This is a genomic window from Magnetospirillum sp. 15-1, assembly GCF_900184795.1.
GTDB lineage: Bacteria > Pseudomonadota > Alphaproteobacteria > Rhodospirillales > Magnetospirillaceae > Phaeospirillum.
The window spans coordinates 143186-167981 of record NZ_FXXN01000019.1 but is presented as its reverse complement, the minus strand read 5'-3'; the positions used below and the strand labels follow the sequence as shown (position 1 = coordinate 167981).

The window sequence follows — 24796 nt, the reverse complement described above, 5'->3', positions numbered from 1 at the left end:
CTTCAATCCAGACGCAGCCGGTCGGCTGCCAGCATGTAAAGGCGCCGCCACAAGAAGCGGTTGAAGCCCATCACGAACAGGCACATCACCGCGATGCCCAGCGCGATGCGCGGAAAATCGCCGTCGGCGGTGGCCCGCGCGATGTAAGAGCCCAACCCGACGGCTTCCAGCTTGGTGTCGCCCCAACTGACCAGTTCGGAGACGATGGAGGCGTTCCACGACCCGCCCGAGGCGGTCACCGCCCCGGTGACGTAGGACGGGAAGATGGCCGGCAGGATGAACTTCTTCCAGCGCAGCCAGCCCGACAGGCCCAGATTGCCCGCCGCGTCCTTCATGTCCTGGGGAATGGCCGAGGCCCCGGCGATGACGTTGAACAGGATGTACCACTGGGTGCCCAGGATCATCAGCGGACTGGTCCACACGTCCACATTGGCGTCGAAATGGACGATCAGCACCACCGCCACCGGGAACATCAGGTTGGCGGGGAAGGCGGCCAGGAACTGGGCCACCCATTGGACGTTCTGGGCGACCAGCGGCCGCTGGCCGATCCAGACGCCCACCGGCACCCAGAACAGCGAGGCCAGCGAGATCAGCACCACCACCCGCACGGCGGTGGTCAGGCCGTAGAACAGGACCTGCCCCACTTCCTGCAGACCGATGGAGCCATGAATGAACAGCGCCACCTCGACCAGGGCGCCGATGGCGCCCAGGATCAGCACGCCGTCCCAGACCCGTTCGGCCCAGCGGGGCAGGGCCACCATGCGGATGGGGGCGTGATGGAACAGCGCGGTCTGGTCCTTGCGGCGCAGCAGGAAGGTGAAGCGGTCCCACATGGCCGACGGCAGCCGGGCGAGATAGCGGAACAGGCGTCCGCGCTGCATCAGGGTCAGCAGCCAGGATTCGGGCTGCTGTTCGCCGGGCAGGGAATCCACCTTGAACTTGTCGGCCCAGGCCACCAGCGGCCGGAACATCAACTGGTCATAGATCACGATGCCGGCCAGCACCGCCAGCATGGCCCAGCCGATGGCCGCCAGATTCTCCTCGGCGATGGCCAGCGCGATGTAGGAGCCGACGCCGGGCAGGGCGATGCTCTGGCCCGATACCGAGATGGCCTCGGAGGCCACCACGAAGAACCAGCCGCCCGACACGCTCATCATCATGTTCCACACCAGGCCGGGCATGGCCCAGGGCAGTTCCAGCCGCCAGAAGCGCTGCCACGGCGACAGGTGGAACATCTCGGAGGCTTCGATCAGGTCGTTGGGTACCGTCTTCAACGACGAGTACAGGCTGAACGTCATGTTCCAGGCCTGCGAGGTGAAGATGGCGAAGATGGCGGCGCATTCCACGCCCAGCAGGTTGCCGGGGAACAGCGCGATGAAGCCGGTCACCGTGATGGACAGGAAGCCCAGGATGGGAATCGACTGCAAGATGTCGAGGATGGGGATCAGCACCTTTTCCAAGGCCGGAACCTTGGCCGCCAGGGTGGCGTAGACCAGGGTGAAGATCAGCGAGGCCAGCAGGGCGGCGGCCATGCGCAACGCGCTGCGCAGCAGATAATAGGGCAGGCCGGCCGGGTCCAGCGATAGGGCCAGCTTCTCACCCACGTCATAGGGCGTGGTCATCTGCGCGCCGCCATAGGCCAGCAGGGCCAGCAGCGCGAAGATCATCGGTATGATGGCCAGATCCCAGAAATTGGGCTTGAGATCGGGCGCTACCGCTACAGTGGGAAGGCTCCAACGCATTCCGGCCATTCCGGTTCGGGTTGAGTGCGCCCCTCATAGCCTGCCCCGCCTGCCCTTGTCGAGCGAGGAAACCTTGACAAGATGATGACGGTCAGCCTGCTGTCAGGTCCGTTCGAGAATCACGAAGTCGAAAGCCGGGTCGCCGTCATTGTGGCGCCGCGTGGTTTCCCGCCAGCCGGCGCGCTCGAAGGCGGGGAAAACCGTGTCGCCGTCATAGGCGCGGCCGATCTCGGTGAGATACAGGCGGCTTGCCCGCGGCAGGGATTCGGCGAACAGGGCGTTGCCGCCGATCACCATCAGTTCCGCCGCCTCGGGGGCGAGGCTGGCCGCCAGGGCCAGGGCCTCGTCCAGGGAATGGGCGGCGTGGGCGCCCTCGGCCCGCCAGCCGGCCTGCCGGGTCACCACGATGTTGGGGCGCCTGGGCAGCGGACGGCCGATGGAGTCCCAGGTCCTGCGGCCCATGATCACCGGCTTGCCCAGGGTGTTCTCCTTGAACCACTTGAGGTCCTCGGGGATGTGCCAGGGCAGGGCGTTGTCCTTGCCGATCACCCCATTGGCGGCGATGGCGACGATGAGGGCGAGGCTGGGGCTCATACGGCCACCGGCGCGGCGATGTGGGGGTGGGACCGGTAGTCCACCACCTTGATGTCGTCCATGGTGAAGGCGAACAGGTCCTTCACGTCGGGGTTCAGCTCGAGGCGCGGCAGCGGCAACGGCTCGCGCGACAACTGCAGTTCGGCCTGTTCCATGTGATTGGAATAAAGGTGGGCGTCGCCGAAGGTGTGGACGAAGTCGCCCACCTCCAGCCCGGTCACCTGGGCGATCATGTGGGTCAGCAGGGCGTAGGAGGCGATGTTGAACGGCACCCCCAGGAACACGTCGGCCGAGCGCTGGTAGAGCTGGCACGACAGCTTTCCCCCGGCCACATAGAACTGGAACAGGCAGTGGCAGGGCGGCAGCGCCATGTGCTCGATGTCGGCCGGGTTCCAGGCCGACACGATCAGGCGCCGGGAATCCGGGGTCTTCCTGATCATCTCCACCACCTGGGTGATCTGGTCGACGGTGCTGCCGTCGGGGCACGCCCACGAGCGCCACTGCTTGCCGTAGACCGGCCCCAGGTCGCCGTCGGCATCCGCCCACTCGTCCCAGATGGAGACCTTGTTGTCCTTGAGCCAGGCGATGTTGGTGTCGCCCCTCAGGAACCACAGCAGCTCGACGAAGATGGAGCGGGTGTGGAGCTTCTTGGTGGTCACCAGGGGAAAGCCCGCCGCGAGGTCGAAGCGCATCTGGTGGCCGAACACGCTGGTGGTGCCGGTGCCGGTGCGGTCGGTCTTGGTCGCGCCTTCGGCGCGGATGCGCCGCAGCAGGTCAAGGTACTGATGCAAGGGGCGAACCTCCTGGTTGGGGCGGGCGCACTGTACCAGCCCCTTTGACGGGGATGCAACGTCGCCCGCCTCCTTTCGCCACGTCCCGTCACGCCTTGGGGCAAGACATTAGACAAATTCCGATTTAGCCTGTAATAACCAACTTAAGATATAGCCTGTAGGGGCGGCGGAGTGGGCTTCGACACCAAGACCCTGTGGATGACGTTGGCCATCAGCGATCTGGTGTTCGGGTTGCTGATGATGCTTTACGCTGGTCCGGGCGAAAGCCGTGGGGCGTTGCGCGCCTGGGCCTCGGCGCAATTGCTCAAGGGGCTGGCCATCGCCCTGATCATCGCCAAATCGGCCTTCGTCCATCCCTGGACCTTCGCCGGCAATCTGCTCTATCTGGCCGGGCATTTTCTCGAACTGCTGGCTTTCCTGTCCTATGCCGGGCTCGGTCACCGGCTGCGGGGCGCCGCCCTGGTCTTCGCCGGGCTGGCGGCGGCCTATCTGGCCGGAATAGCCGCCCAGGCGACGGCCGGCGCCATGGCGGTACTGTTCTCGTCCTGCCTGTTCGCCCTTTACGGCCTGAGCGCCGTGGCGCTGTCGGCGTCGAACCGCCGCCGCTCGCCCGTCCAGATCATGCTGGTGGCCAGCAACGGGCTGATCGCCCTGACCGCCCTGGTCCGCGCCGGGCTGGCCTGGTCCAGCCACGGCTGGGATCCGCAGAGCGCCGCCCTGGCCAACCAGGCCATGTTCCTGCTCGGCTATGTCTTCTCGCTGTGCGATGGCTTCTGCTTCCTGCTGCTGGTCAAGGAGGACGCCGACCGCTCGCTGCTGCGCATGGCGACCACCGACCAGCTGACCGGTATCGCCAACCGCGCCCATTTCCTCGACCTCGCCGAGGACCGGCGGCGGCTGAGCCTGCGCTCGGGCCAGCCCGTCGCCGTGGTGATGATGGACGTGGATCTCTTCAAGCGGATCAACGACCAGTTCGGCCACGCGACGGGGGACGAGGTTCTGCGCCGGGTCGGCCGGGTGCTGCGCGAGCATCTGCGCGATGTCGATGTCTGCGGCCGGTTGGGCGGAGAGGAATTCGCCATGGTGCTGCCGGGAACCTCGCTGGCGGCGGCCCTGCCGGTGGCCGAACGCCTGCGCACCGCCCTGGCCGAGGCGGCGGTGGACACCGGCGCGGGGCCGGCCAGGATCACGGTCAGCATGGGGATCGCCGACCTGGGCGGCGGCCGGAGTTTGGAGCAAGCCATGTCCGAGGCCGACGGGCGGCTCTACCGCGCCAAGGCCGAGGGACGCAACCGGGTGGTGGCCGTTTCCGAAACGATTCCCGACAGGGCTGGCGCTTCGCTCTCGCCCGCTTTATAGTGGGGACGCCGGGCAACCGGCTATGACGCTAAACGCCACACGGAATAGACGTTACGGACCCGGGGGCGGTACCCGGCGCCTCCACCAAATTTCCCAGCCCAAACGCGGGCCGGAACCCTGGGGGCGAAACAGGATCGACGTGCGCAGTAAAGGTCTGGTTTGCGTTCGGCATGATACCACCGTTATCGGGTCAATCCTAACAAGTGCCAACGACAACGTTGAACTTGCCGCTGCGGCTTAGTCCGTAAGCGCGGTCCGGGGGGAACCGGGCAACAGAACTCCCCCCACTTTCAATACGGCGTTCAGCCAAGACATGGGATTTCGGGCCGGTGGAAGAACTGCGTTACGACAAGATGGTGGAAGAGGCCCTGCGCGGCGTGGTTCGGGACTCTCTGGTCTTTGCCGCCGAACACGGCCTGCCGGGCGAACATCACTTCTATGTCACCTTCCGTCCCCACCATCCCGACGTGGAGATGTCCGACCACCTGAAGGCGCGTCATCCCGACGAGATGACCATCGTGCTGCAGCACCAGTTCTGGGACCTGGACGTGGACGAGGACGGCTTTTCGGTGACCCTGTCGTTCTCGGGCAAGCCCGAGCGGATGGTCATCCCCTTCTCGGCGGTGACCGGCTTCGCCGATCCTTCCGCCAAGTTCGGTCTGCAGTTCCAGGCCATTCCCGGCGATGACGATGAAGACGACGAGGACGATATGGAGATCGACGAGTTCGATCCCCAGCCGCCCTCTTCCACCGCCGCCGACGCGGGTGACAAGCAGGAAACCCCGCCGGCGGGCGAGGGTGGCGACGGCAACGTGGTGGCGCTGGACAAGTTCCGCAAGAAATAGGCCCGGCCGGCCCATCGCCTGACTTCCGAGGATCGCGCATGACTCCGTCGCAGCCGCCCGCCAGCTTTGCCGCCTTTGCCGACATCGCCCCCGGGGTGGTGGAGGCTTTTCGCGGTGTCGGCAAGGCGGTGGATGCCTCCGGCCTGGACAAGGGGCTGACCGAACTGGTCAAGGTCCGAGTCTCCCAGATCAACGGCTGCGCCTTCTGCCTGAAATTCCATCTGGATCTGGCCCGGCGTCACGATGTGCCGGCGGCCAAGCTGGACCTGCTGGCCGCCTGGCGGGATGCCCCGCTGTATTCGGAGCGCGAGCGCGCCGCCCTGGATTGGGCCGAAGCCCTGACCTCCCTGGCCGATCACCACACCCTGCAGGCCACCCTGGACGAGGTGAAGCGGCATTTCGCGGGTGAGGAAATCGCTTTCCTCGCCGCCTCGGTGGCGGTGATCAACGCCTGGAACCGTCTGGGCGCCGGCCTGGGCTTTCGGCCGGCCGGTTGAGCCCCAATCTCCTTGACCTCGACCTGAAAAAGGTGTTTGACCTGGGGCGGCCGTCCACCCCCGACGGGTGGGGTGGCGCTACCCGTTTCTTCTCAGACCGAGGTCGCCGAGCATGTCCGATTTCGCCTACCACGAGCTGTTCCCGCTGTCCCACGACGACACCCCCTACCGCAAGATCACCAGCGACGGGGTGGGGACCGCCAGCTTCAACGGCCAGACCGTGGTGACGGTGGCTCCCGAGGCGATCACCCGGCTGACCAAGGAAGCCATCAAGGACACCTCGCATCTGCTGCGCCCCGCCCATCTGCAGCAGTTGCGCAATATCCTCGACGATGCCGGGTCCTCGCCCAACGACCGTTTCGTCGCCTACGACCTCCTGAAGAACGCCTGCATCGCCTCGGGCGGTGTGCTGCCCATGTGCCAGGACACCGGCACCGCCATCGTCATGGGCAAGAAGGGCCAGAAGGTGTGGACCGGCGGCAATGACGAGGCCGCCATCTCCCGGGGCGTGCAGGAAGCCTATACCGAACTGAACCTGCGCTATTCCCAGAGTGCTCCCCTCGATATGTACGAAGAGGTCAATACCGGTACCAACCTGCCGGCCCAGATCGACCTGTTCGCCACCGAGGGCGACGCCTACAAGTTCATGTTCATGGCCAAGGGCGGCGGCTCGGCCAACAAGACCTTCCTCTATCAGCAGACCAAGGCGCTGCTGAACCCCAAGTCGCTGCTTTCCTTCCTGGACGCCCAGATCCGCACGCTGGGCACCTCGGCCTGCCCGCCCTACCACCTGGCCATCGTCATCGGCGGCCTGTCCGCCGAGATGTGCCTGAAGACGGTCAAGCTGGCCTCGGCCAAGTACCTGGACTCCCTGCCGACCTCGGGCAACAAGTACGGCCAGGCCTTCCGCGACGTGGAGCTCGAGCAGATCGTCCTCAAGATGACCCAGGACATGGGCATCGGCGCTCAGTTCGGCGGCAAGTATTTCTGCCACGACGTGCGGGTCATCCGCCTGCCGCGCCACGGCGCCTCGTGCCCGGTGGCCATCGGCGTGTCGTGTTCCGCCGACCGCCAGATCCTCGGCAAGATCACCAAGGACGGCGTGTATGTCGAGGCCATGGAGGCCGATCCCGCCAAGTATCTGCCCGACGTGGACGCCTCCAAGCTGGCGGGCGAGGTGGTCAAGATCGACCTCGGCCGCCCCATGGACGAAATCCGCAAGACCCTGTCCCAATACCCGGTGAAGACCCGCGTGTCGCTCTCCGGCCCCATGATCGTGGCGCGCGACATCGCCCACGCCAAGCTCAAGGAGCGTCTGGACCGTGGCGAAGGCCTTCCCGATTATTTCAAGCAGATGGGCGTTTACTATGCCGGCCCAGCCAAGACGCCGTCCAATTTCGCTTCGGGTTCGTTTGGTCCGACCACGGCGGGGCGCATGGATTCCTATGTGGATCAGTTCCAGGCGGCTGGCGGCTCCATGCTGATGATCGCCAAGGGCAACCGTTCCAAGGCCGTCACCGATGCCTGCAAGAAGCACGGCGGCTTCTACCTGGGCTCCATCGGCGGCGCCGCCGCCCGTCTGGCCCAGGACTGCATCAAGAAGGTCGAGGTCATCGAGTACCCCGAACTGGGCATGGAAGCCATCTGGCGCATCGAAGTGGTCGACTTCCCCGCCTTCATCGTCGTCGACGACAAGGGCAACGACTTCTTCGCCGAGTTCGCCCACTAACCCCCAAATCGCCAACATTCGGATCGTCATGGCCGGGCTCGTCCCGGCCATGACGGAGGGCAGGATGTCCCGCCAATTCGCCGACCACGTCTGCGACATGCTTTCGCCGCTCGGGCCGGTGACGGCCAGGGCCATGTTCGGGGGCTTCGGCCTCTATCTCGACGGGCTGATGTTCGCGCTGATCGCCTGGGACAGCCTGTTCATGAAGGCCGACGGCACCAACCGCCCCATGTTCGAGGCGGCCGGCTCGGCGCCGTTCAAGCCGTGGGAGGACAAGCCCATGGTCATGCCCTATTGGGAGGTTCCCGCCGACATCATGGAAGATGGGGCGGAGATGTGCGCCTGGGGCCGCGCCGCCTTCGACGCGGCGCTGCGGAACCGCAAGCCCCGGAAGGCCAAACCCCGAGAGGCGAGTCTTTCCTCTGGCAAACGAGGGCGCTGAGGCCCACTCTCTACAGAGTGCGTCTTATTCGCAAAGAGCCGTCGAATGCCCCATCGCCTGCGCGTTCCCGTCTGCAAGCCAGCCCCTCCGCCCGCCAATCTGCCGGCGGACGATGAAGACGGCCATCACCGTCCTATCTTTCAATCCCTGTGGCGCGGGGTGCGGCAGCTATGCCCCCGCTGCGGCGTCGGAGCCAGCATGGAGGGCTATCTGCGCATTCGCGCCGCCTGTCCCTATTGCGGCGAACGCCTAGGCCACATCAAGGCCGATGACGGCCCCGCCTATTTCACCATGCTGATCGCCGCTCACGTGGTGGTGCCACTGACCCTGATGGCCGAGCAGGCCTGGCATCCGCCCCTGGAGGTGCAGATGGTGGTGGCGGTGAGCGGTCTGGGCTTGCTGATCTGGCGCCTGCTGCCCCGGGTCAAGGGGGCGGTGCTCGGTCTGATGTGGGCGCACGGCCTCAGGGGCGACGAGGTCCAGGGCGATGTGGAGCGCCACGGATAGGGGAGGCTAGTTCGCCACCAGCCGATAGCCGACGCCGTGCACCGTCAGGATGATGGAGGGGTGGCGCGAATCCGCCTCGATCTTGCGGCGCAGGCGGCCGACCAGCACGTCGATGGTGCGGTCGATGACCGCCTCGCCGTCATGCTGGGTCAAGTCGAGCAACTGATCGCGGGTGAGCGCCCGGCCGGCATTGCGGGCCAGGGCGGCCAGCACGTCGAATTCGCCGCGGGTCAGCCGTACCAGTTCACCGGTCGGCGAGGTCAGTTGGCGGGCGTCGCAATCCAGGCGCCAGCCGGCGAAGTTATGGATGCCGGTGGCCGAGCGCTCGGCGGCCATGGTCGGGGCGACGCGGCGCTGCAGGTTGCGCACCCGCACCGCCAGTTCCCGAGGGTTGAACGGCTTGGTGATGTAGTCGTCGGCGCCGATCTCGAGCCCGACGATCCGGTCGGTCTCGTCCTGGCGGGCGGTGACCAGGATGATGCCCACCGAGGACTTGGCGCGCAGCTCGCGCGCCAGGATCAGGCCGCTTTCATCGGGAAGGTTGATGTCGAGCAGCACCACGTCCGGCACGGTGCGCGACACGATGGCCTTCATGTCCTTGGCATCCGCCGCCTCGCTCACCTGGAAGCCCTCGCCGGTAAGATAGGCGGCGAGCTTCGCACGGGTGACGGGTTCGTCCTCGACGATCAAGACGTGTGCTTTTGCCGACACTGCATTCTCCGGCCGACGGTCTGTTCGGTATTCACCAATCGTTTACAGGGTATTGCCGCGTAATTCAATCACTGCCGTAATTCTGTTGTGAACTTGCATCTATAAAAGCTCCACTGGGTTTCCCCGCCGGCCATCGCTGACGGGGCGGGGTGGAGACAGCATGGTGCCTCGGCACATTCCGATCATTGGGCGTTTCGACGATGGCGGCGGCTTCGGCCGGCTTTCCGCCGTGGTCGGCATCCTTTTGGTTGCGCTGTTCTGGCTTGGGCTGGGCATGGATTCCGGCCTTGACCGGCAATTCATCCCCACCGGCGCATCCCATCCCATGCAGAACGGGCGGATCGGCAACATGCTCCTGGCGGCCATCGTGGTCCTGGGGGTGGGCGGGCTGACCCTTCTGCTGATTCAGGCGGTCTACTGGCAAAGGCGGACCGCCGAGCGTCTGCGCCTCAGGGAGGCGGAACTGATCGAGCAGCGCAACCGGCTGCGCCGCTACGTGGCCGACCTGGAGCGCATCGCCGACGTTGCCGCCCACGATCTGCAGGAACCGCTGCGCCGCATGGTGGCCTACTCCCAGTTGCTGGCCAGCCACGACAAGGCCGGCTGCGACGCCGAGGTGCGGGATTATGTGGGCCATGTGATCGACGGCGCCCGGCGCATGCGGGCCCTGGTCGGTGGCCTTCGGGAGTTCGTGGCGGTGGATTCCATTCCGCGTACCGGCGAGGTGAGTTCGGCCTGGGTCGCCATGACCATCGCCCGCCAGCGTCTGGCGGAAGTCCTGGCCGAGGCCGGGGCGACCCTGGTGGTCGACCCGCTGCCCGAGGTGGAGGCCGATCAGGCTTCGCTGATCGAGATTTTCGTCCAGTTGCTCGATAACGCCGTGCGCTACCGGTCGCCCGACCGCCGGCCGGTGATCCACGTTTCCGTGGTGCGCGAGGGCGACATGGCCCGCATCAAGGTGTGTGACAACGGACAGGGCATTGATCCAGCCCGGATGGTCCGCATGTTCGAAATCTTCTATCGCCCCCATGGCGGCGGCGACCGCGCGGCCCCGGGGATCGGCACTGGCCTGGCGGTGGTTCGCCGGCTGGTGGAACGTCTCGGCGGCTCGGTCTGGGCCGATTCGGAAAACGGGGCGGGCAGTTCGTTCGGCTTCAGTCTGCGACTGGGTGCCGCCTTGCTCCGGCAGGGGGAGAACAACAGGGCCGCCTGAGGCGGTTGGAGACGAGGTGGCGGACGCCCTCGGGCGACGTCTCCTTGGTGGCACGGTCAGCTTGCGGCCATCCCCGAACCCCAAGGCCGCGGGCACGATCGGAGAGGAGGGGGCGCCCCCAACGCCCCCTCCTCGCAGCCGCCGAAAAATTTCAAATGTTCCTTCGCGGCCATCCCCGAACCCCAAGGCCGCGAGGGGGCTTGGAGAGGGAGCGGCCCCCAAACGCTCCCTCTCCTTCGTTTTCGGGGCATTTCGATCAAACCGGCCGCTGGACGGGATGATGCGGTCGGCCCCTCGCCGGCGACGTCATCGGCGCCATCGGCGTCATTGCGTCAGGAATGTTCGGGGGCGCCCGGAGGCGGGCGATATCAGTTGCCGGAGCCGGGAAGCTCGGCGCTGGGCAGGCGGTGGGCCGCCGCGATCTGGTTCAGGTGGCGCTTGAGACTCAGGAGGGCGGCGATCAGTTCCGTCCTGGCCTCCTTCTGCTGCCCCTCCGACGTTTTCGGATCGGGAATGGTGGTCAGGCAGACCAGCGCATCCCGGGCCGCCAGACGGATATCGGCTTCGCCCTGACGGGCCAGGGTCTCGAGCGCGGCGATCTCGCGGGCCGGGCCGGGCTGGAAGTCGTTGCGCAGGTAAAGCTCGGCGTTGGCGTCATCGTGATGGATATGGGCGTATAGCCCGGCATCATGGGCGCTGAGTTCGTTGAGCAGGATCATGACGAACCAGCCCAGGGTGATTTCCGTCAGGTTGATGCCCCGCCGGGTCTTTTGCAGAAAGATCTCCACCTTATCGATGTCCGCCAGCATGTCCTGACGGAACTCCTCGCGTTCCTCGATGCTCATTTCGGGCGGCGGCGGCGGCGGCACGGCGCAGCCGAGCAGAACGGTCACCATCAGGGCGGCGATGACGCGGCGCATGGTCTCTCCGCTCCTAGGTGGCAACGGGGTGGGGAGCCCCTTCCAGGGCAGCCAGCGCACCGGCCAGGGAGGGAAAGCGCGATACGGTCCGGCCGGATCGGGCGATGCTCCAGGTGGCGCCTTTCGGGCCGGACGCCGATTTGGTGACCGTGTAGAGGGGGCGTTCGAGGGCATGACGGAAGATGGAGAACACCGCGCCCTCCGGAAGAACGTCGATGGCGTAGTCGCGCCACTCGCCCCGGGCCACCCGCGTCGCATAGAGCGTCAGCAATTGCGTTATCTCACCCCGCTCGAAATGAACGAACCCCGATCCCTCCCGGTATTCCGACATCCGGATCAATGTTGCCATCGGCCACCCCACCGGTCTTGCCCTTTGCTTTACTGTCGCGCAGGGGATGGTATCTGTCGAGTATTAGATGGGACTTGCGCCTAGCGGATGGGAGTGGAGGCGGGGACGAAGCCGATAAGACGGTCGTTGCCCTCGTTATAAGGCTGTGAATAGCAGGTGGGCCGGGCCAGGGTGCTGTAGCAGTAGACCTGGGGCGGTGGGGTCGGCCGGCCCGGCACCTCCATGCAATAGGCATCGCCGCGCTCCGCCCGCGGGCTCGAACAATCCTTGTCGGTGATCCAGCCGATGATATGGTCGCCCACCGTCTTGTGGGTGTTGATCAGGCTCAGCGCTTCCAACTGCATGAAGGTGTAGAACGTGGGGCGCGGGCGAAGATTAGGGTTGAGCGTGCCTCCCGACTCGACCCAGGCGCAGCCCGCGACCGCGACAATTCCCACCAATGCTGTGACGCGCCCGATCATTTCTATGACCCTGCTAACCTATTGAGCTATATTGTGGGACCGCGCCAGAACGGAATCAATGGGCAGATTCTGCCGAGGTAGGGGACCTGAAGACATGGCCGTGACCACTCCCGCCCGCGCCGAGAATTGGACGGCGCCGGGCTTTGTCTTGCCGGGCATCGACGGGCGGGCCTGGAGCCTTGCCGACCTTCGCGGCGACCGGGGTACGCTGGTCGCCTTCATCTGCAATCATTGTCCTTACGTCGTGGCCATCATCGACCGCCTGGTCCGCGATGCGGCGCTGCTGCGGGCCGACGATATCGGCGTGGTGGCGATCAACGCCAATGATCCCGAGCAATATCCCGAGGATTCCTTCGATAATATGAAGGCGTTCGCCCGCGTCCACGGCATGGATTTTCCTTACCTGTTCGATGAAAGCCAGGCGGTGGCGCGGGCCTGGGGCGCGGTCTGCACCCCGGATTTCTTCGGATTGGACCGCGGTGGCCGTCTGCGCTATCGCGGCCGCCTGGACGAATCCGGGCGTCTGCCGGCCGGTCCCGAGGTCCGGCGGGAATTGCTGGAGGCCATGCGTCTGGTGGCGGCGACCGGCCGGGGGCCGGACAATCAGGTTCCCAGCATGGGTTGCTCGATCAAGTGGCGCGAGCCATAGGGGCTCCGGACCACGGCAGTGTTTGCCAAGGGGGCCGGGGCGGACTATGTTACGGCGCGGCTCCAGGACACAAGGCCGGGAGCGTGACCGCCCGCATGGAGTAGAGTTCCTTGACCGACAAGCACGACGATGCCGCCGCCGACCTTCTGATCAAGGAGGTGGACGAGGATTTGCGGCAGGAGGAGCTTAACAAGCTGTGGAAAAAGCACGGCGGTCTGTTGACCGGTGCCGCCGTGGTGCTGGTGCTGGCCGTAGCCGGCTGGCAGGGCTGGCAGGGCTGGGAGGCCAAGCAGCGTCAGGCCGCCTCGTCCCGCTATTCCGAGACGGCGGTGCTGGTCGAGCAGGGCAAGAAGGACGAGGCCGCCGAGGTGCTGGGCAAGCTCGTGGCCGAAGGGCCCAAGGGCTATCGCCTGCTGGCCGAACTGCGCCGCGCCGACATGCTGCAGCAGGCGGGCGACTTCGCCGGCGCCGCCGCCCTGTACGGCAAGGTGGCCGCCGATGGTTCGGTGGACAAGGTCTATCGCGACATGTCGGCCATCCGGGCCGCCTATCTTGTCCTGGACAGCGGCGATGCCGCCGCCATCGAGAAGTCGGTGGAGCCGTTGGCGGCGGAAGCCAGCTCGTGGCGCCATTCCGCCCGCGAGATTCTGGCTCTGGTCGCCTTGAAACGCGGCGATGCGCCGCGCGCCGCCGAACTGTTCGCCAAGATCGCCGAGGATGCCGCCGCACCCCAGGGACTTCGCACCCGCGCCGCGGAAATGCTTGCCGCCACCGGGCAACGCGCCAGGAGCTGATTCATGGGAATGACCGTCATGACGCGCAGGATCGCCGGTGTCTTGATCGCCGTGCTCGCACTGGGCGGCTGCGATTCGTGGCTGGGAGAGAACAAGGCGCCGCCCCTGCCGGGCAAGCGCATCTCGGTGCTGTCGCGTGAAAAGGCGGTCGAGCCCGACATCGGCGGGGCCCTGGCCAAGATCATCCTGCCGCCACCCGAAAGTAACGAGGATTGGCCCCAGGCCGGCGGCTATTCCAACCACGCCATGCACCACATGGAGGTGGGCGACGCCCTGCAGCGCGTCTGGACGAGCAGCGCCGGAACCGGCGCCGGCAAGCGCCGCCGTCTGCTGGGGCAGCCCATCATCGCCGAGGGCAAGGTCTTCACCGTCGACGCTTCATCCATGGTGAGCGCCTTCGACGCCACGACCGGCAAGCGGCTGTGGGAGAGGGACCTTACCCCCGAGGATACCTCCGAGGTCTATACCAGCGGCGGCCTGGCCTACGAGGACGGCCAGATTTTCGCCGCCACCGGCTTCGCCCAGGTGGTGGCGCTCGATGCCCGCAACGGCAAGATCGACTGGCGCCAGAGCGTTTCGGGGCCGTTGCGCGGCTCGCCCACCGTACGTGGCGGCCGGGTGTTCGCGGTGACCGTCGACAACCAGACTCATGCCCTGTCGGCCGAGGACGGTTCGGTGCTGTGGACCCATGCCGGCATCACCGAATCCACCGGTCTGCTGGCCGGCAATTCCCCCGCCGTCGACGGCAACATGGTGGTGGTTCCCTATTCCTCGGGTGAGTTGTTCGCGCTGCGGGTCGAGAATGGCTCGATGATCTGGCAGGATTCGCTGTCCACGGTGCGCCGCACCGAGAATGTCGGTGCGCTGCTCGACATTCGCGGCCGTCCCGCCATCGATCGTAACCGTGTCTACGCCATCAGCAACGCCGACATGCTGGTCTGCCTGGACCAGCGCAGCGGCCGGCGTATCTGGGAAAAGGAGATCGGCGGCGTCCAGAGTCCGTGGATCGCCGGCGATTACCTCTTCATTCTGACCAACAACAACGAAGTGTTGGCGCTCGAAGCGAAGACCGGCCGCATCGTCTGGGTGACCGAGATGCAGAATTGGGTGAACCCCAAGGAACGCGACGGCCGTATCGTCTGGGTCGGACCGGTCCTGGCCTCGGACCGTCTGATCCTGGCGTCGTCCGACGGCAAGCTGGTATCGCTGTCGCCCTATACCGGCGACATGCTGGGGTGGGAGGAGGCGCCCGCCGGCATCAGCATCGCCCCGGCGGTTGCCAACGACACCCTGTATTTCCTGACCGACGACGCCGATCTCGTCGCCTACCGTTAGAGTTCATTTCATGCCGTTCACCGTGGCCATCATCGGGCGCCCCAATGTGGGCAAGTCCACCCTGTTCAACCGTCTGGTGGGCAAGCGCCTGGCCATCGTCCATGATCTGCCCGGCGTGACCCGCGATCGCCGCGAAGGCCGCGCCAGCCTGCTGGGCATGGAGTTCCAGGTGGTGGACACCGCCGGCTTCGAGGACGACGGTGGCGATTCCGTCGAGGCGCGCATGCGTCGCCAGACCGACATGGCGGTGTCCGAGGCCGACGTGGCCCTGCTGCTGATCGATGCCCGCGCCGGCGTCACCCCCCTGGACCGCCACTTCGCCGATCACCTGCGCCGTCTGCCCACCCCGGTCATCCTGGTGGCCAACAAATGCGAGGGCAAGGCCGGCGCTCCCGGCCTTTACGAATCCTACGGCCTGGGCATGGGCGAGCCGGTGGCGGTCTCGGCCGAGCACGGCGAGGGCATGTACGAATTGTTCGAGGCGCTGCGCGACCATGCCATCAAGGCCGGGGCGCTGACCGAGGATGGCGAAAATCCCGAGGAGGAGCCGGCCGGCGACGATGGCGAGCCCGACCCCAGCCGTCCGCTGACCATGGCCATCGTCGGCCGCCCCAACGTGGGCAAGTCGACGCTCGGCAACCAGCTTCTGGGCCAGGATCGTCTGCTGACCGGTCCCGAGGCCGGTCTGACCCGCGACGCCATCGCGGTGGAGTGGGAACACCGGGGCCGCCGCATGAAGCTGGTGGACACCGCCGGCCTGCGCAAGAAGGCCCAGATCTACGACGCCATCGAGAAGCTGTCGGTGGGCAACACCATCGAGACCATCCGCATGTCCGAGGTGGTGGTGCTGGTGATGGATGCCGCCGCCATCCTGGACAAGCAGGACCTGACCATCGCCCGGCTGGTGGTGGAGGAGGGCCGCGCCCTGGTGCTGGCCATCAACAAGTGGGACGTGATCGACGATCCCCAGGCGGCGCTGAAGCGTCTCAGGGATCGCCTGGAAACCTCGCTGCCCCAGGCCAAGGGCGTGGCGACGGTGACCCTGTCGGCGCTGACCGGCAAGGGGGTCGAGCGGCTGATGGACGCGGTGGTCGACACCTGGACCCATTGGAACCGGCGCATTCCCACCGCCCAGCTCAACCGCTGGCTGGAAGATATGATCGAACGCCATCCGCCGCCGGCCCTGCCCGGCGGGCGGCGCTATAAGATCCGCTACATGACTCAGGCCAAGGCCCGGCCGCCGACCTTCGTGCTGTTCGCCACCAAGCCGGACGAACTGCCGGAATCCTATACGCGCTATCTGGTCAATGGCCTGCGCGAGGCTTTCGACCTGCCGGGCGTCCCCGTCCGCCTCTATGTGCGCGGCGGCAAGAATCCCTATGCGGACAAGGACGGCTGAGGCCGTCCCGGCCACGCCTATTTGTGCCTGGAGAACAGGTCCAGGGTCTTGCAGATCAGCGAACCGATGGGGCGCGGCCTGGGGTCCGAGAGGCATTCCGCCAGATAATCGGCGACCGCCTTGTCGGGGACGGTCTCGGCGGTCTGACGGGCGTCGACGCCGCGGGCCTGCATACGCTTCATGAAGCCTTCCCCCGCCGAAATGGCGATTACCGCGTCCATGCCGTCCAGGGGGTGAGGGCCGTTGCCCTCGTAGTGGTGGAACACCTGGGCGGGCTCCAGCTCGACCGGGGCAGGGGGCGAACCCGAGTTCTGGTCATAGACCAGCCAATGGCGAGCCCGCCCCGCATGACCGGCGACCTTGCCGTAGCGGGAATCAACGGCGACAGCGATTTTCATGACAAATCATCCTTAATGTGATGCATTTCACAGACATGGGAAAATCGATCGATCACTACGGCGGCTCTGGGGCGGGAATAGGCATTTGAATGCGCATTCCCTTGATGTGGGGCCTGAACTCGGCGATTATCCGGCAGGCGGAGGAGAACGACTGTGACGGTACGCATTCTGATAGCCGAGGATCAACAGCTGGTTCGTCAGGGCCTGGTTGCCCTGCTGGCGGTTGACGATGTCACCATCGTCGGCGAGGCCGAGGACGGCAAGGGCGCGCTGGAGATGGCCCGTACCCTGTCGCCCGACGTGGTGCTGATGGACCTGTCCATGCCCGAGCTGGACGGTGTCGAGGCGACGCGGCGTATCAAGCAGGTCGCTCCCCAGGTGCGGGTTCTGGTCCTGACCGTCGCCAATTGCGAGCGGCGGGTGGCCGAGGCCCTGGCCGCCGGCGCCGACGGCTATGCCCTGAAGAAGCTCGGCCACGCCGAACTGATGGCGGCCATCAAGGCGGTTTGCGCCGGCAAGACCTATCTGGGTCCCGGTCTGTCCGAGGATCTGGTGAAGGAATACCTGGAAGGTTCGGATATGGGCGGCGGCTCGCTGACCGCCCGCGAGCGCGAGGTGCTGCAACTGATCGCCCGCGGCCACAAGAACCGCGAGATCGCCGACGATCTGGGCATCGCCATCAAGACGGTGGAGACCCACCGCACCAAGATCATGCAGAAGCTCGACCTGCATAATTCCGCCGAACTGGCGGCCTATGCCATCCGGCGCGGGCTGATCGAGTAGTTTAGAGTTTTTTGCACTTAAGCTGAATCGGGAAATCGAAAAACTCTTAAGCCCGAGCGGCGTTTGAGCCGTGAAAAAGCTTTTTCGTATGTCCAGAACCCTGGAGTGCTTCAGCTTGAAGCTGATGCACTCTAGGACAGGGCGGCGACCATTCGCGCCGCCCAGGTCCGCAGCCTGCCAATGGACCGGCGGGCCAGACGCCACAATCCCCAGCTGTTCAGCCGCGCATGGGCCCAGGCCTTGGCGGCGCTGATCCAGTCGTGCAGGCGCACGAACCACGCGACCGTCATCAGGGTCGGCTTGCACAGCGTGTAGATGCGGGCGAACAGGGCGGTGGCGGTCAGCTTGGCGGCCAGCAGCACCAGCAATCCCCAGAAGAAGTGTCCCTGGGCCATGGCCCACAGGGCGGCCAGCTTGAAGGGAAGCAGGACGGCGCCCGGCGCCAGGAACAGCGCCGCCGCTCCCATGGGCGGCAGGGTCTGGATGCGGGCCTCCAGCCGGGCGACCACCGGCAGCCGGCCGAGCCGGGCCATCAGCGCCTTCAGCCCGGCCCAGATCACCTCCTCGAGCAGCATCAGCAGCACGGCGGGCGGCACCAGCAGGGCCGAGAGGAAGGGATTGCGGCGGGGCGTGCGGTCGGTCATGGGCCTGTTCACATTGAAAAAACGATGCCTCCTATATAGGGCGGACCGGTTGTCACGCAAACGTCAGGCTGGGATGGTAAGCTGCGCGCCCCGGTTCCTGCTGAAAGCCCGCCATGCGCCTGCCGTCGTCTCCCCTTGGGATCTTCCTGGTCATCTGTGCCGTCCTGCTGCCCGCCGGAGCGGGCCTTACCGCGCCGGTCTGGCTGATGGTCATGGGAATGCGCCTCGACGTGGCGGCGGCCATCGGAGCCCGTATCGTCGGAGTGACCGCCCTGGCCTGTCTCTGCCTCGGGGTTCTTTATCGGCTGGTGCTATGGCCCCGGCTGGCGGCGATGACCGTCGCCGCACCGATGGCGGCTGCCGACGGCGCGCTGGAGGCGGATAATTCCGTCCGCGACCGGATGGTCCACGCCGTGGTGTGGTGCCTGTTCCTCCTGCCCTTCATCCTGATCGTCGTGGGCTTCATTGTGGGTCAGCTGGACAAGGCGGCGGGGGTGGATTGACCCTCTTGCGCCGTTGCCGCCGCAGCTTTTGCTCCGCGCCGCAATCCAGGCAGACCTGGGCACGCGCCCGGCGGCAACGGTCCTTGACCGGGCAATCCTCGGGCGGTTCGGTCCGGGTGGGGCGTCCGGAGCGGGTGGTGGGGGGCTTGGGCGGGGCCGGGTCTTCCATGGCGATATAGGCGGGGCTCAATGCCCCCCCTTCTTTTCCTTCTTCTCTTCCTTGGCGTCCTTGCCTTCCTTGCCGCCGCCCTTGCCGGTCACCTGATCGGGACGTACGAACACCTGCATGGGCTTCAGCCATTCCGAGGCGTCGTTGACCCGTTCGGCCACGGCGGAACGCCCGTCGCTGGAGGCGTTGAGGGTGGCGGTGACGCCTTCGAGCGCCGCCCGCTGGGCCGCCTCGTCGCCGCCTTCGGCGCGGACGGCGAAAACGGCGCGAACCGGAATGGCGGCGTCGGGACCGCTGGGACGCAGCGACAGCATCCAGCCGACCTTGCGGTTGGGGCCGTCGATCACTCCCTCCTTCATGAGCAGGGTCTGATTGGCGGCCATGATGCCGATGGAATAGCGCAACACCATGCCGTCGGGCGGCGCCACCAGGGTCACGCCCACCGGAATGGGCTTGGCACCGTGCAGCGCCAGTTCCCCTTCCACCGCATAGGCGATGCCGTCGGCATGGGGAAAGCGGGCCAGCTCGTTCTTGAACGAGAAGGTGGCCTCGTTGGAGTTGGTCCAGCCGCGCGGTATTTCCTTGCGCAGCAGGAAGCGCTCCACCGTGCGGCGCAGGGTGTAGAAGTGCTCGTCCTCGGTGGGGGTGAAGCTGTCGCGCTTGCGCGGGGCCGGCAGCAGTCCGGTGGCCTCGATGGTGAAGATGCCGAAGCCGTTGGATACCGGCGCCCGTTCCACCAGGGAGAAATTCTCCACGGCCACGGCGACGGCGATGGGGGCGCCCGGCACGCCCTTGGCCGGGGGTGTGGCGGCCTGGGACTCCGCCGCGCCGGCGCCGGAGCCAAGGCCGAGCGTCGCCATCACCGCCACCGCCGCCATCGACCAAAACTGCATGAGGAAATCCGATCCTGTTCGCCCACCGGGAATGGCGGCATTGTGGTCCTTGTCCACACGGGTTTTCAACTCCCAGATAGGAATGGCGGTTGAGCGCGGAAAAAGGGAGCAAGCATGGATGGGCAAACCGGACCGGTGACCGTCAGCATCGCCCGCAAGGCGGTGCCGGGCCGCGAGGCCGATTATGAAGCCTGGATTTCGCGGGTCACCGCCGAGGTCTCCCGCTGGCCGGGCTATCAGGGCGTCAACGTGCTGCGGCCGGCCGCCGCCACCGAATACGCCTACGTCACCATCTACCGCTTCTCCAACTGGGAGCAGTGCCACGCCTTCGAGAAATCCGAGGAGCGGGCCGAATTCCTGCTGGAACTGGAGGGGATGGTCGAGGGCGAGGGGCTGGTCAAGCGCGTCACCGGCCTGGAATTCTGGTTCGACCTGCCCGAGGTGCCCGCCCAGATTCGCCCCTCGCCCCATAAGATGGCCCTGGTGGTCACCCTGGTGGCCTATGGCGTGGTCATGGGGCTGAGCTTTACCGTCGGGCCGCAGATCGCCGGATTGCCCGTGTGGCTGCGGGCCCTGATTATGGTCACCGCCCAGGTCGTGCTGATGACCTACGTCTTCATGCCCCAGGTCACAAGGCTGCTGCGGCCCTGGCTGTTTGGGAGATAGGGAGACGCGCGCCGCCTCAATGGCGGCCGATCGCGGCGTGCGCCGCTAACGCCGCAGCGCGCCGGGCAGGGCGAAGCGGGCCAGGGCCACCGACTGGGCCGGCAGGTCCACCTCGTCGGCGAAGGCCAGCAGCGACGCCTCGTCGTCCAGCAGGAAATCCAGCACCGCTCCCAGCACGTCGGCCTCGCCTGCCCGCCGCCGCAAGGTCTCGGAGTCGCAGCCGGTCAGCGCCAGGAAGCGCATGGCCCGGTCCTGGTCGGTGACCACCCAGGCCAAGGCCTGCAGTGCGGTCACCTCGGCCGAGACCGGTGAAAGCGTGGCGTCACGCATGGCCGGCCCCTTTCTCCCGGTTCAGCCGCTCCACCCGGCTCAACAGCAGCATGGCGCGGTCGGCCGCCGGCCAGTCGCCCCGCCGCGCCAACTCGGCAGCGCGGCGGGCGGCCACCGCCACCGCCTCTCGTCCGAAATAGGCGACCATTTCATGGGCCGCGCTGGTCCAATGCTCTTCCATCGGCGCCTCCATATGGAACAAAAAGCTATTATAAACGGAACAAAGAAACAACAAGCCATTTGGCAGGGTGGATTGTTCGGGCTTGAAGCCATAACATGCCATTCCCATCTGCCTTTACATATGTATGGGGTTCCGAACCGGGAGAACGGGATGCGGCTGCGCTGGACGATGGTGGCAGTGGCGGGGGCCGCGTTTTTGGCCGTCTTCATGCTGCTCCGCTGGGGTGGAGTTTTCGACGAGCGCAAGCTGGTGATCGGCGTCCTCAACCACGCCATTGTCGCCGAAGAGGCCCTGGACGGTTTCAAGTCCGGCCTGATGGCCCTGGGCTATGCCGAGGGCGGGCGGGTCACCTATCTCTATCGCGGGCCGGTGACCGGCCCCGCCCTGGAGGCGGAAGCGGAGCGGCTGGCGGGGCTGAGGCCCGACCTGTTCCTGACCCTCTCCACCCCGGCGGCCAAGGCGGCTTTCGCCGTGGCGAAGGATACCGGCACTCCGCTGATTTTCGCTCCGGCCAGCGATCCCATCGCCATCGGTCTGGTGAACAGCCTGGGGCGGCCGGGGCGCAACGCCACCGGCGTCACCTTCGGCATCCAGGAGCCGGTGCGGCTGCAATGGCTGAAGACCATGCTGCCCGGCCTCAAGGCGGTGCTGGTTCCCTACAATCCCGACGATCCGTCGCCCAAGGCGTCCCTGGAGAAGATCAGGCCGGTGGCCGCCGATCTGGGGATCCGGCTCGATCTGGCCCTGGCGCGCAATGTGGCGGAACTGGATTCCGCCCTGGGGGGGATGGCCCCCGACGTGGGGGCGGTGTTCGTGCCGGTGGATGCCTTCGTGGCGTCGCAGGTGCCGCGCATGATGCTGACCACCCTGGCCCGGGGCGTGCCTCTGACCACCCCGCAGCGCGGTGGGGTGGTGGACGGCGCCTTCATGTCCTATGGCCTGGACATGAAGGCGTTGGGTGGTCAGGGCGCCCGGCTGGCCGCCCAGGTGTTCGGCGGGGTTCCCGCCGGCGACCTGCCGGTGGAGACGGCGGAATTCCGATTGGTGATCAACATGGAGACGGCGGGGCGGCTGGGGATTCAGGTTCCCGACCATATCCTGCGGCAGGCGGAGCTGATCCGGGCGGCAAGGGGGGACGATGGCCGCTGACATCTCCTTGCGCCGCAAGCTGCGCGTCGCCTTCGTCGGACTGGCGCTGGGGCCGCTGCTGCTGGCCGGCCTCGCCCTGTCCGTGGCCGTCTACCGGCTGCAAGATCGCCAGACCGAGGCCATCCAGCGGCAGGTCGGCCGGGCCATTGTGTCCGACTTCCGCAATTACCTGGGAACCCTGATCCTCGAACTGGAGGAGCCGGTCCGCCGCCAGGGCGTGGCCATGCTCGACGCCAGGGGGCGGCAGATGCTGGTCGAGGGGCTGATCGCCTTCGAGCCCATGTTCATCGAGGTGGCGGTGTTGGACGTCGAGGGCGGCGTCCTGGCGCGGGCCAGCCGCTATGAACCGGTGATTTCCTCTGGCGCGGCCGGTGTCGCCCATCTGCCCGAGGTGGCGGCCGCCATGATCGGCGGCGCCAACGCCATCGGCGGCATCCGCCAGTACGCCGCCACCAACGAGCCGATGATCGGTCTGGCGGTTCCCTCCATCGATCCGAAGAGCGGCCGGCCGGAAGGCTTCATCCTGGCCCAGGCCCGCTTCCGGCGGGTGTGGGAACTGACCCAGCCGCTGCCCGGCCTGGGGCATCTGAACAGCTACGTCCTCGACCATGCCGGTCAGGTGATCGCCCACCGCAATCCTTCCGTGGTGCTGGCCCACACCGTACGGCCGCTGCCGGTGATCGACGGCATCGGCCGGGGGCTGGACGGCGCCTGGTCCTTCTCCACCAGCGAGGCCTTCGTGATCGGCGGGCGGCGTTTCCTGGTGGTGGTCGAGCAGCCGCTGCTCAACGCCCTGAAACTGCCGGTCGGAACGGTGCTGATCGTCGCCCTGGTCCTGCTGTTCGGCGGCATCGGCGCCTGGATTCTGGTCCGCCACGCCCAGCGCACCATCCTGGCGCCCATCGGCGCCCTGGCCGAGGCGGTGCGCGACGTGGAGGCCGGCGACATGACCCGGCGGGCGCCGGTCACCTCGTCGGACGAGGTCGGCGCCCTGGCCGCCGCCTTCAACTCCATGACCGGCCGGGTGGCCGACCTGCTGCATGATCTGGGCGATTCCGAGGAAAAGTTCCGTCTGGTGATGGAAAGCGCCAGCGACGCCCTGCTGGTGATCGATGCCGACGGCCGCATCGTGTCGTGGAACCGGGGGGCCTCCCGCATGTTCGGCTACGAACGGGACGAAATCCTGGGCCACGACGTCACCCAACTGATGCCCGAGCACATGCGGGAGCGCCACCGGGAAGTCCTCGCCCACATCCGGCAACAGGCGGACGGTCAGGTCAACACCGACCCGCGCGAGCAGCCGGCCCAGCGCAAGGACGGCACCCTGTTTCCGGTGGAAGTCACCCTGGCCGGCTTCTCGTTCAAGGGCAGCCGCTTCTATTCCGGCATCATGCGCGATATCTCGGCGCGCAAGGAGGCGGAGTCCAACATCCGCTTCCTGGCCCGCCACGACGCACTGACGGGGCTGGCCAACCGGGTGGTGCTGCGCGAGAAGCTGGACGAGATCCTGCCCGAGACCGGGGCGCGGCAACTGCATTGCCTGCTGTTCATCGATCTGGACAACTTCAAGGTGGTCAACGACGTTCTCGGCCACAGCTTCGGCGACCGGCTGCTGGTCGAGGTGGCCGACCGTCTGCGCTCCATCGAGGGCGGCCACAATATCGTCTGTCGCCATGGTGGCGACGAGTTCATCCTGCTGGCTCCCGACATCCAGAGCCGGGAAAAGGCGGTGGAACTGGCCGAACGGGTGCTGGCGGTGATGAGCGACGCCTTCGCCATCGATGCCCAGGCCATCGAGGTGGGATGCTCCATCGGCATCGCCATGGCGCCCGATGACGGGACCGATGCCGAGACCCTGATCCGCAAGGCCGACATCGCCATGTACAAGGCCAAGGAGAAGGGCCGGCTGGGCTATCAGTTCTTCACCGCCGCCATGGACCGCCAGATGATCGAGCGCCGCGAGCTGGAGAAAAGCCTGCGCCGGGGCCTGCGCGACGGCGAACTGTTCATCCACCTGCAGCCCAAGGTCCGGCTGCTCGGGGGCGGTGTCACCGGATTCGAGGCCCTGGCCCGCTGGCACTGCGCCGAGCACGGCATGGTGCCGCCCGCCCGCTTCATTCCGGTGGCCGAGGAATGCGGCCTGATCGCCGCCATCGGCGACACGGTGCTGCGCCAGACCCTGGAGACCATGGCCGGCTGGCGCTCGGACGGACGCAATGCGCTGCCGGTGGCGGTCAACCTGTCGGCGGGGCAGTTGGGCAATCCGGCTTTGGCCAGCGACATCGACGCCCTGCTGCGCGAATACGGCCTGCCGTCATCGCTGCTCGAACTGGAACTGACCGAAAGCATGCTGATGGGTGACGTGGATCAGGTGCGCGCCATTCTGTTCCGCCTCAAGGATCTGGGCATCAAGCTCAGCATCGACGATTTCGGCACCGGCTATTCCAGCCTCAGCTACCTGAAGCGCTTTCCCGTGGACGTACTGAAGATCGACCGTTCCTTTGTCGCAGACCTGCCCGGCGATCCCGAGGGCGAGGCCATCTGCCTCGCCATCATCCGCATGGCCAAGGCCCTGTCCCTGGCCGTGGTCGCCGAAGGGGTGGAGACCGAGGCGCAAAGCGCCTTTCTGAGCGAGAACGGCTGTGATTTCGCCCAGGGTTTCCTCTTCGCCCGCCCGTTGCCGGCGGAGCAGGCGGCGGAATACCTGCCCCTGGTGTGCACCCCCGACCCGCCGACGTAAAAA

Annotated in this window: 28 protein-coding genes and 1 other RNA gene; 17 read left to right on the top strand and 12 right to left on the bottom strand. The window is 66.6% G+C overall.

Annotated features, from left to right (window positions below; all coding sequences use genetic code 11):
* Window positions 1-2: 2 nt before the first annotated feature.
* The 3 genes from CP958_RS05770 to CP958_RS05760 form a co-directional block, all read right to left on the bottom strand.
* Complete coding sequence (locus CP958_RS05770; protein ID WP_096701042.1) at window positions 3-1742, bottom strand: ABC transporter permease subunit; 1740 nt, start codon at window positions 1740-1742, stop codon at window positions 3-5.
* 102 nt (window positions 1743-1844) lie between these two features.
* A complete protein-coding gene (locus CP958_RS05765; protein WP_096701018.1) occupies window positions 1845-2336 on the bottom strand; it encodes a dihydrofolate reductase in 492 nt (163 codons plus the stop codon).
* Window positions 2333-3127: a thymidylate synthase gene (locus CP958_RS05760; RefSeq protein ID WP_096701017.1), complete on the bottom strand. Its 795-nt coding sequence runs from the start codon at window positions 3125-3127 to the stop codon at window positions 2333-2335. The genes CP958_RS05765 and CP958_RS05760 overlap by 4 nt, the downstream gene beginning before the upstream one ends.
* Window positions 3128-3298: 171 nt before the next feature.
* Between CP958_RS05760 and CP958_RS05755 the strand changes: the two genes are divergently transcribed.
* The 7 genes from CP958_RS05755 to CP958_RS05725 all read left to right on the top strand — a co-directional run bounded on the left by CP958_RS05755 (window position 3299) and on the right by CP958_RS05725 (window position 8506).
* Complete coding sequence (locus CP958_RS05755; protein WP_170958845.1) at window positions 3299-4486, top strand: GGDEF domain-containing protein; 1188 nt, start codon at window positions 3299-3301, stop codon at window positions 4484-4486.
* Window positions 4455-4775: a transfer-messenger RNA gene (gene ssrA / locus CP958_RS05750) on the top strand. The genes CP958_RS05755 and ssrA overlap by 32 nt, the downstream gene beginning before the upstream one ends.
* Before the next feature lie 40 nt (window positions 4776-4815).
* Complete coding sequence (locus CP958_RS05745; RefSeq protein WP_242442766.1) at window positions 4816-5331, top strand: ClpXP protease specificity-enhancing factor SspB; 516 nt, start codon at window positions 4816-4818, stop codon at window positions 5329-5331.
* Window positions 5332-5369: 38 nt separating this feature from the next.
* Window positions 5370-5828 carry a carboxymuconolactone decarboxylase family protein gene (locus tag CP958_RS05740; protein ID WP_096701016.1) on the top strand — a complete coding sequence of 153 codons (459 nt, stop codon included), beginning with the start codon at window positions 5370-5372 and terminating at the stop codon, window positions 5826-5828.
* Window positions 5829-5940: 112 nt separating this feature from the next.
* Window positions 5941-7557 carry a fumarate hydratase gene (locus CP958_RS05735; RefSeq protein WP_096701015.1) on the top strand — a complete coding sequence of 539 codons (1617 nt, stop codon included), beginning with the start codon at window positions 5941-5943 and terminating at the stop codon, window positions 7555-7557.
* A gap of 64 nt (window positions 7558-7621) precedes the next feature.
* Window positions 7622-7999, top strand: coding sequence for a TfoX/Sxy family protein (locus CP958_RS05730; RefSeq protein WP_096701040.1), 378 nt, complete (start codon window positions 7622-7624; stop codon window positions 7997-7999).
* A gap of 45 nt (window positions 8000-8044) precedes the next feature.
* Window positions 8045-8506, top strand: coding sequence for a DUF983 domain-containing protein (locus CP958_RS05725; RefSeq protein WP_096701014.1), 462 nt, complete (start codon window positions 8045-8047; stop codon window positions 8504-8506).
* Window positions 8507-8512: 6 nt separating this feature from the next.
* Here the strand turns inward: CP958_RS05725 and CP958_RS05720 are convergent, their stop codons facing one another.
* Window positions 8513-9217 carry a response regulator gene (locus tag CP958_RS05720; protein ID WP_068432848.1) on the bottom strand — a complete coding sequence of 235 codons (705 nt, stop codon included), beginning with the start codon at window positions 9215-9217 and terminating at the stop codon, window positions 8513-8515.
* Window positions 9218-9377: 160 nt separating this feature from the next.
* On the opposite strand from CP958_RS05720, the gene CP958_RS05715 reads away from it, so the two are divergent.
* Entirely contained in the window at window positions 9378-10430 is a 1053-nt protein-coding gene (locus CP958_RS05715; protein WP_096701013.1) for an ATP-binding protein, read from the top strand.
* 368 nt (window positions 10431-10798) lie between these two features.
* On the opposite strand, the gene CP958_RS05710 is transcribed toward CP958_RS05715, so the two are convergent.
* From CP958_RS05710 to CP958_RS05700, 3 genes are all read right to left on the bottom strand, one after another.
* Entirely contained in the window at window positions 10799-11350 is a 552-nt protein-coding gene (locus tag CP958_RS05710) for a hypothetical protein (RefSeq protein WP_096701012.1), read from the bottom strand.
* A gap of 13 nt (window positions 11351-11363) precedes the next feature.
* Entirely contained in the window at window positions 11364-11699 is a 336-nt protein-coding gene (locus tag CP958_RS05705; RefSeq protein ID WP_242442765.1) for a DUF2794 domain-containing protein, read from the bottom strand.
* 80 nt (window positions 11700-11779) lie between these two features.
* Window positions 11780-12160: a hypothetical protein gene (locus tag CP958_RS05700; protein ID WP_096701010.1), complete on the bottom strand. Its 381-nt coding sequence runs from the start codon at window positions 12158-12160 to the stop codon at window positions 11780-11782.
* A gap of 94 nt (window positions 12161-12254) precedes the next feature.
* Between CP958_RS05700 and CP958_RS05695 the strand changes: the two genes are divergently transcribed.
* The 4 genes from CP958_RS05695 to der all read left to right on the top strand — a co-directional run bounded on the left by CP958_RS05695 (window position 12255) and on the right by der (window position 16337).
* Window positions 12255-12809, top strand: coding sequence for a thioredoxin family protein (locus tag CP958_RS05695; protein WP_096701009.1), 555 nt, complete (start codon window positions 12255-12257; stop codon window positions 12807-12809).
* A gap of 110 nt (window positions 12810-12919) precedes the next feature.
* A complete protein-coding gene (locus CP958_RS05690) occupies window positions 12920-13603 on the top strand; it encodes a tetratricopeptide repeat protein (RefSeq protein WP_096701008.1) in 684 nt (227 codons plus the stop codon).
* A gap of 3 nt (window positions 13604-13606) precedes the next feature.
* Window positions 13607-14938 (top strand): PQQ-like beta-propeller repeat protein, encoded by a 1332-nt coding sequence (locus CP958_RS05685; protein ID WP_096701007.1) that lies wholly within the window; start codon window positions 13607-13609, stop codon window positions 14936-14938.
* A 10-nt stretch (window positions 14939-14948) separates the two neighbouring features.
* Window positions 14949-16337 carry a ribosome biogenesis GTPase Der gene (gene der, locus CP958_RS05680; RefSeq protein WP_096701006.1) on the top strand — a complete coding sequence of 463 codons (1389 nt, stop codon included), beginning with the start codon at window positions 14949-14951 and terminating at the stop codon, window positions 16335-16337.
* Between the two features lie 17 nt (window positions 16338-16354).
* Here der and CP958_RS05675 read toward each other — a convergent pair whose 3' ends face one another.
* The gene (locus CP958_RS05675) at window positions 16355-16735 is read right to left on the bottom strand and encodes a hypothetical protein (protein ID WP_096701005.1); all 381 of its coding nucleotides are present in this window, start codon (window positions 16733-16735) and stop codon (window positions 16355-16357) included.
* 153 nt (window positions 16736-16888) lie between these two features.
* On the opposite strand from CP958_RS05675, the gene CP958_RS05670 reads away from it, so the two are divergent.
* On the top strand, window positions 16889-17518 hold the full coding sequence (locus CP958_RS05670; protein ID WP_096701004.1) for a response regulator transcription factor: 630 nt from the start codon (window positions 16889-16891) through the stop codon (window positions 17516-17518).
* Window positions 17519-17649: 131 nt separating this feature from the next.
* On the opposite strand, the gene CP958_RS05665 is transcribed toward CP958_RS05670, so the two are convergent.
* Window positions 17650-18162, bottom strand: coding sequence for a hypothetical protein (locus tag CP958_RS05665; RefSeq protein WP_096701003.1), 513 nt, complete (start codon window positions 18160-18162; stop codon window positions 17650-17652).
* Between the two features lie 113 nt (window positions 18163-18275).
* On the opposite strand from CP958_RS05665, the gene CP958_RS05660 reads away from it, so the two are divergent.
* Window positions 18276-18665: a hypothetical protein gene (locus tag CP958_RS05660; protein ID WP_096701002.1), complete on the top strand. Its 390-nt coding sequence runs from the start codon at window positions 18276-18278 to the stop codon at window positions 18663-18665.
* Between the two features lie 186 nt (window positions 18666-18851).
* Here CP958_RS05660 and CP958_RS05655 read toward each other — a convergent pair whose 3' ends face one another.
* Window positions 18852-19727, bottom strand: a complete 876-nt coding sequence (locus tag CP958_RS05655) for a hypothetical protein (RefSeq protein ID WP_096701001.1) — start codon at window positions 19725-19727, stop codon at window positions 18852-18854.
* Between the two features lie 114 nt (window positions 19728-19841).
* On the opposite strand from CP958_RS05655, the gene CP958_RS05650 reads away from it, so the two are divergent.
* Window positions 19842-20393 carry an antibiotic biosynthesis monooxygenase gene (locus tag CP958_RS05650; protein WP_096701000.1) on the top strand — a complete coding sequence of 184 codons (552 nt, stop codon included), beginning with the start codon at window positions 19842-19844 and terminating at the stop codon, window positions 20391-20393.
* 45 nt (window positions 20394-20438) lie between these two features.
* Here CP958_RS05650 and CP958_RS05645 read toward each other — a convergent pair whose 3' ends face one another.
* Together CP958_RS05645 and CP958_RS05640 are read right to left on the bottom strand one after the other, a co-directional pair.
* The gene (locus CP958_RS05645; protein ID WP_096700999.1) at window positions 20439-20723 is read right to left on the bottom strand and encodes a DUF3572 domain-containing protein; all 285 of its coding nucleotides are present in this window, start codon (window positions 20721-20723) and stop codon (window positions 20439-20441) included.
* Complete coding sequence (locus CP958_RS05640) at window positions 20716-20904, bottom strand: hypothetical protein (RefSeq protein ID WP_242442764.1); 189 nt, start codon at window positions 20902-20904, stop codon at window positions 20716-20718. The genes CP958_RS05645 and CP958_RS05640 overlap by 8 nt, the downstream gene beginning before the upstream one ends.
* Window positions 20905-21054: 150 nt before the next feature.
* Between CP958_RS05640 and CP958_RS05635 the strand changes: the two genes are divergently transcribed.
* Window positions 21055-22053 (top strand): ABC transporter substrate-binding protein, encoded by a 999-nt coding sequence (locus CP958_RS05635; RefSeq protein ID WP_242442763.1) that lies wholly within the window; start codon window positions 21055-21057, stop codon window positions 22051-22053.
* Window positions 22043-24793: an EAL domain-containing protein gene (locus CP958_RS05630; RefSeq protein ID WP_096700997.1), complete on the top strand. Its 2751-nt coding sequence runs from the start codon at window positions 22043-22045 to the stop codon at window positions 24791-24793. Before CP958_RS05635 ends, CP958_RS05630 begins: the two co-directional genes overlap by 11 nt.
* Window positions 24794-24796: the final 3 nt, after the last annotated feature.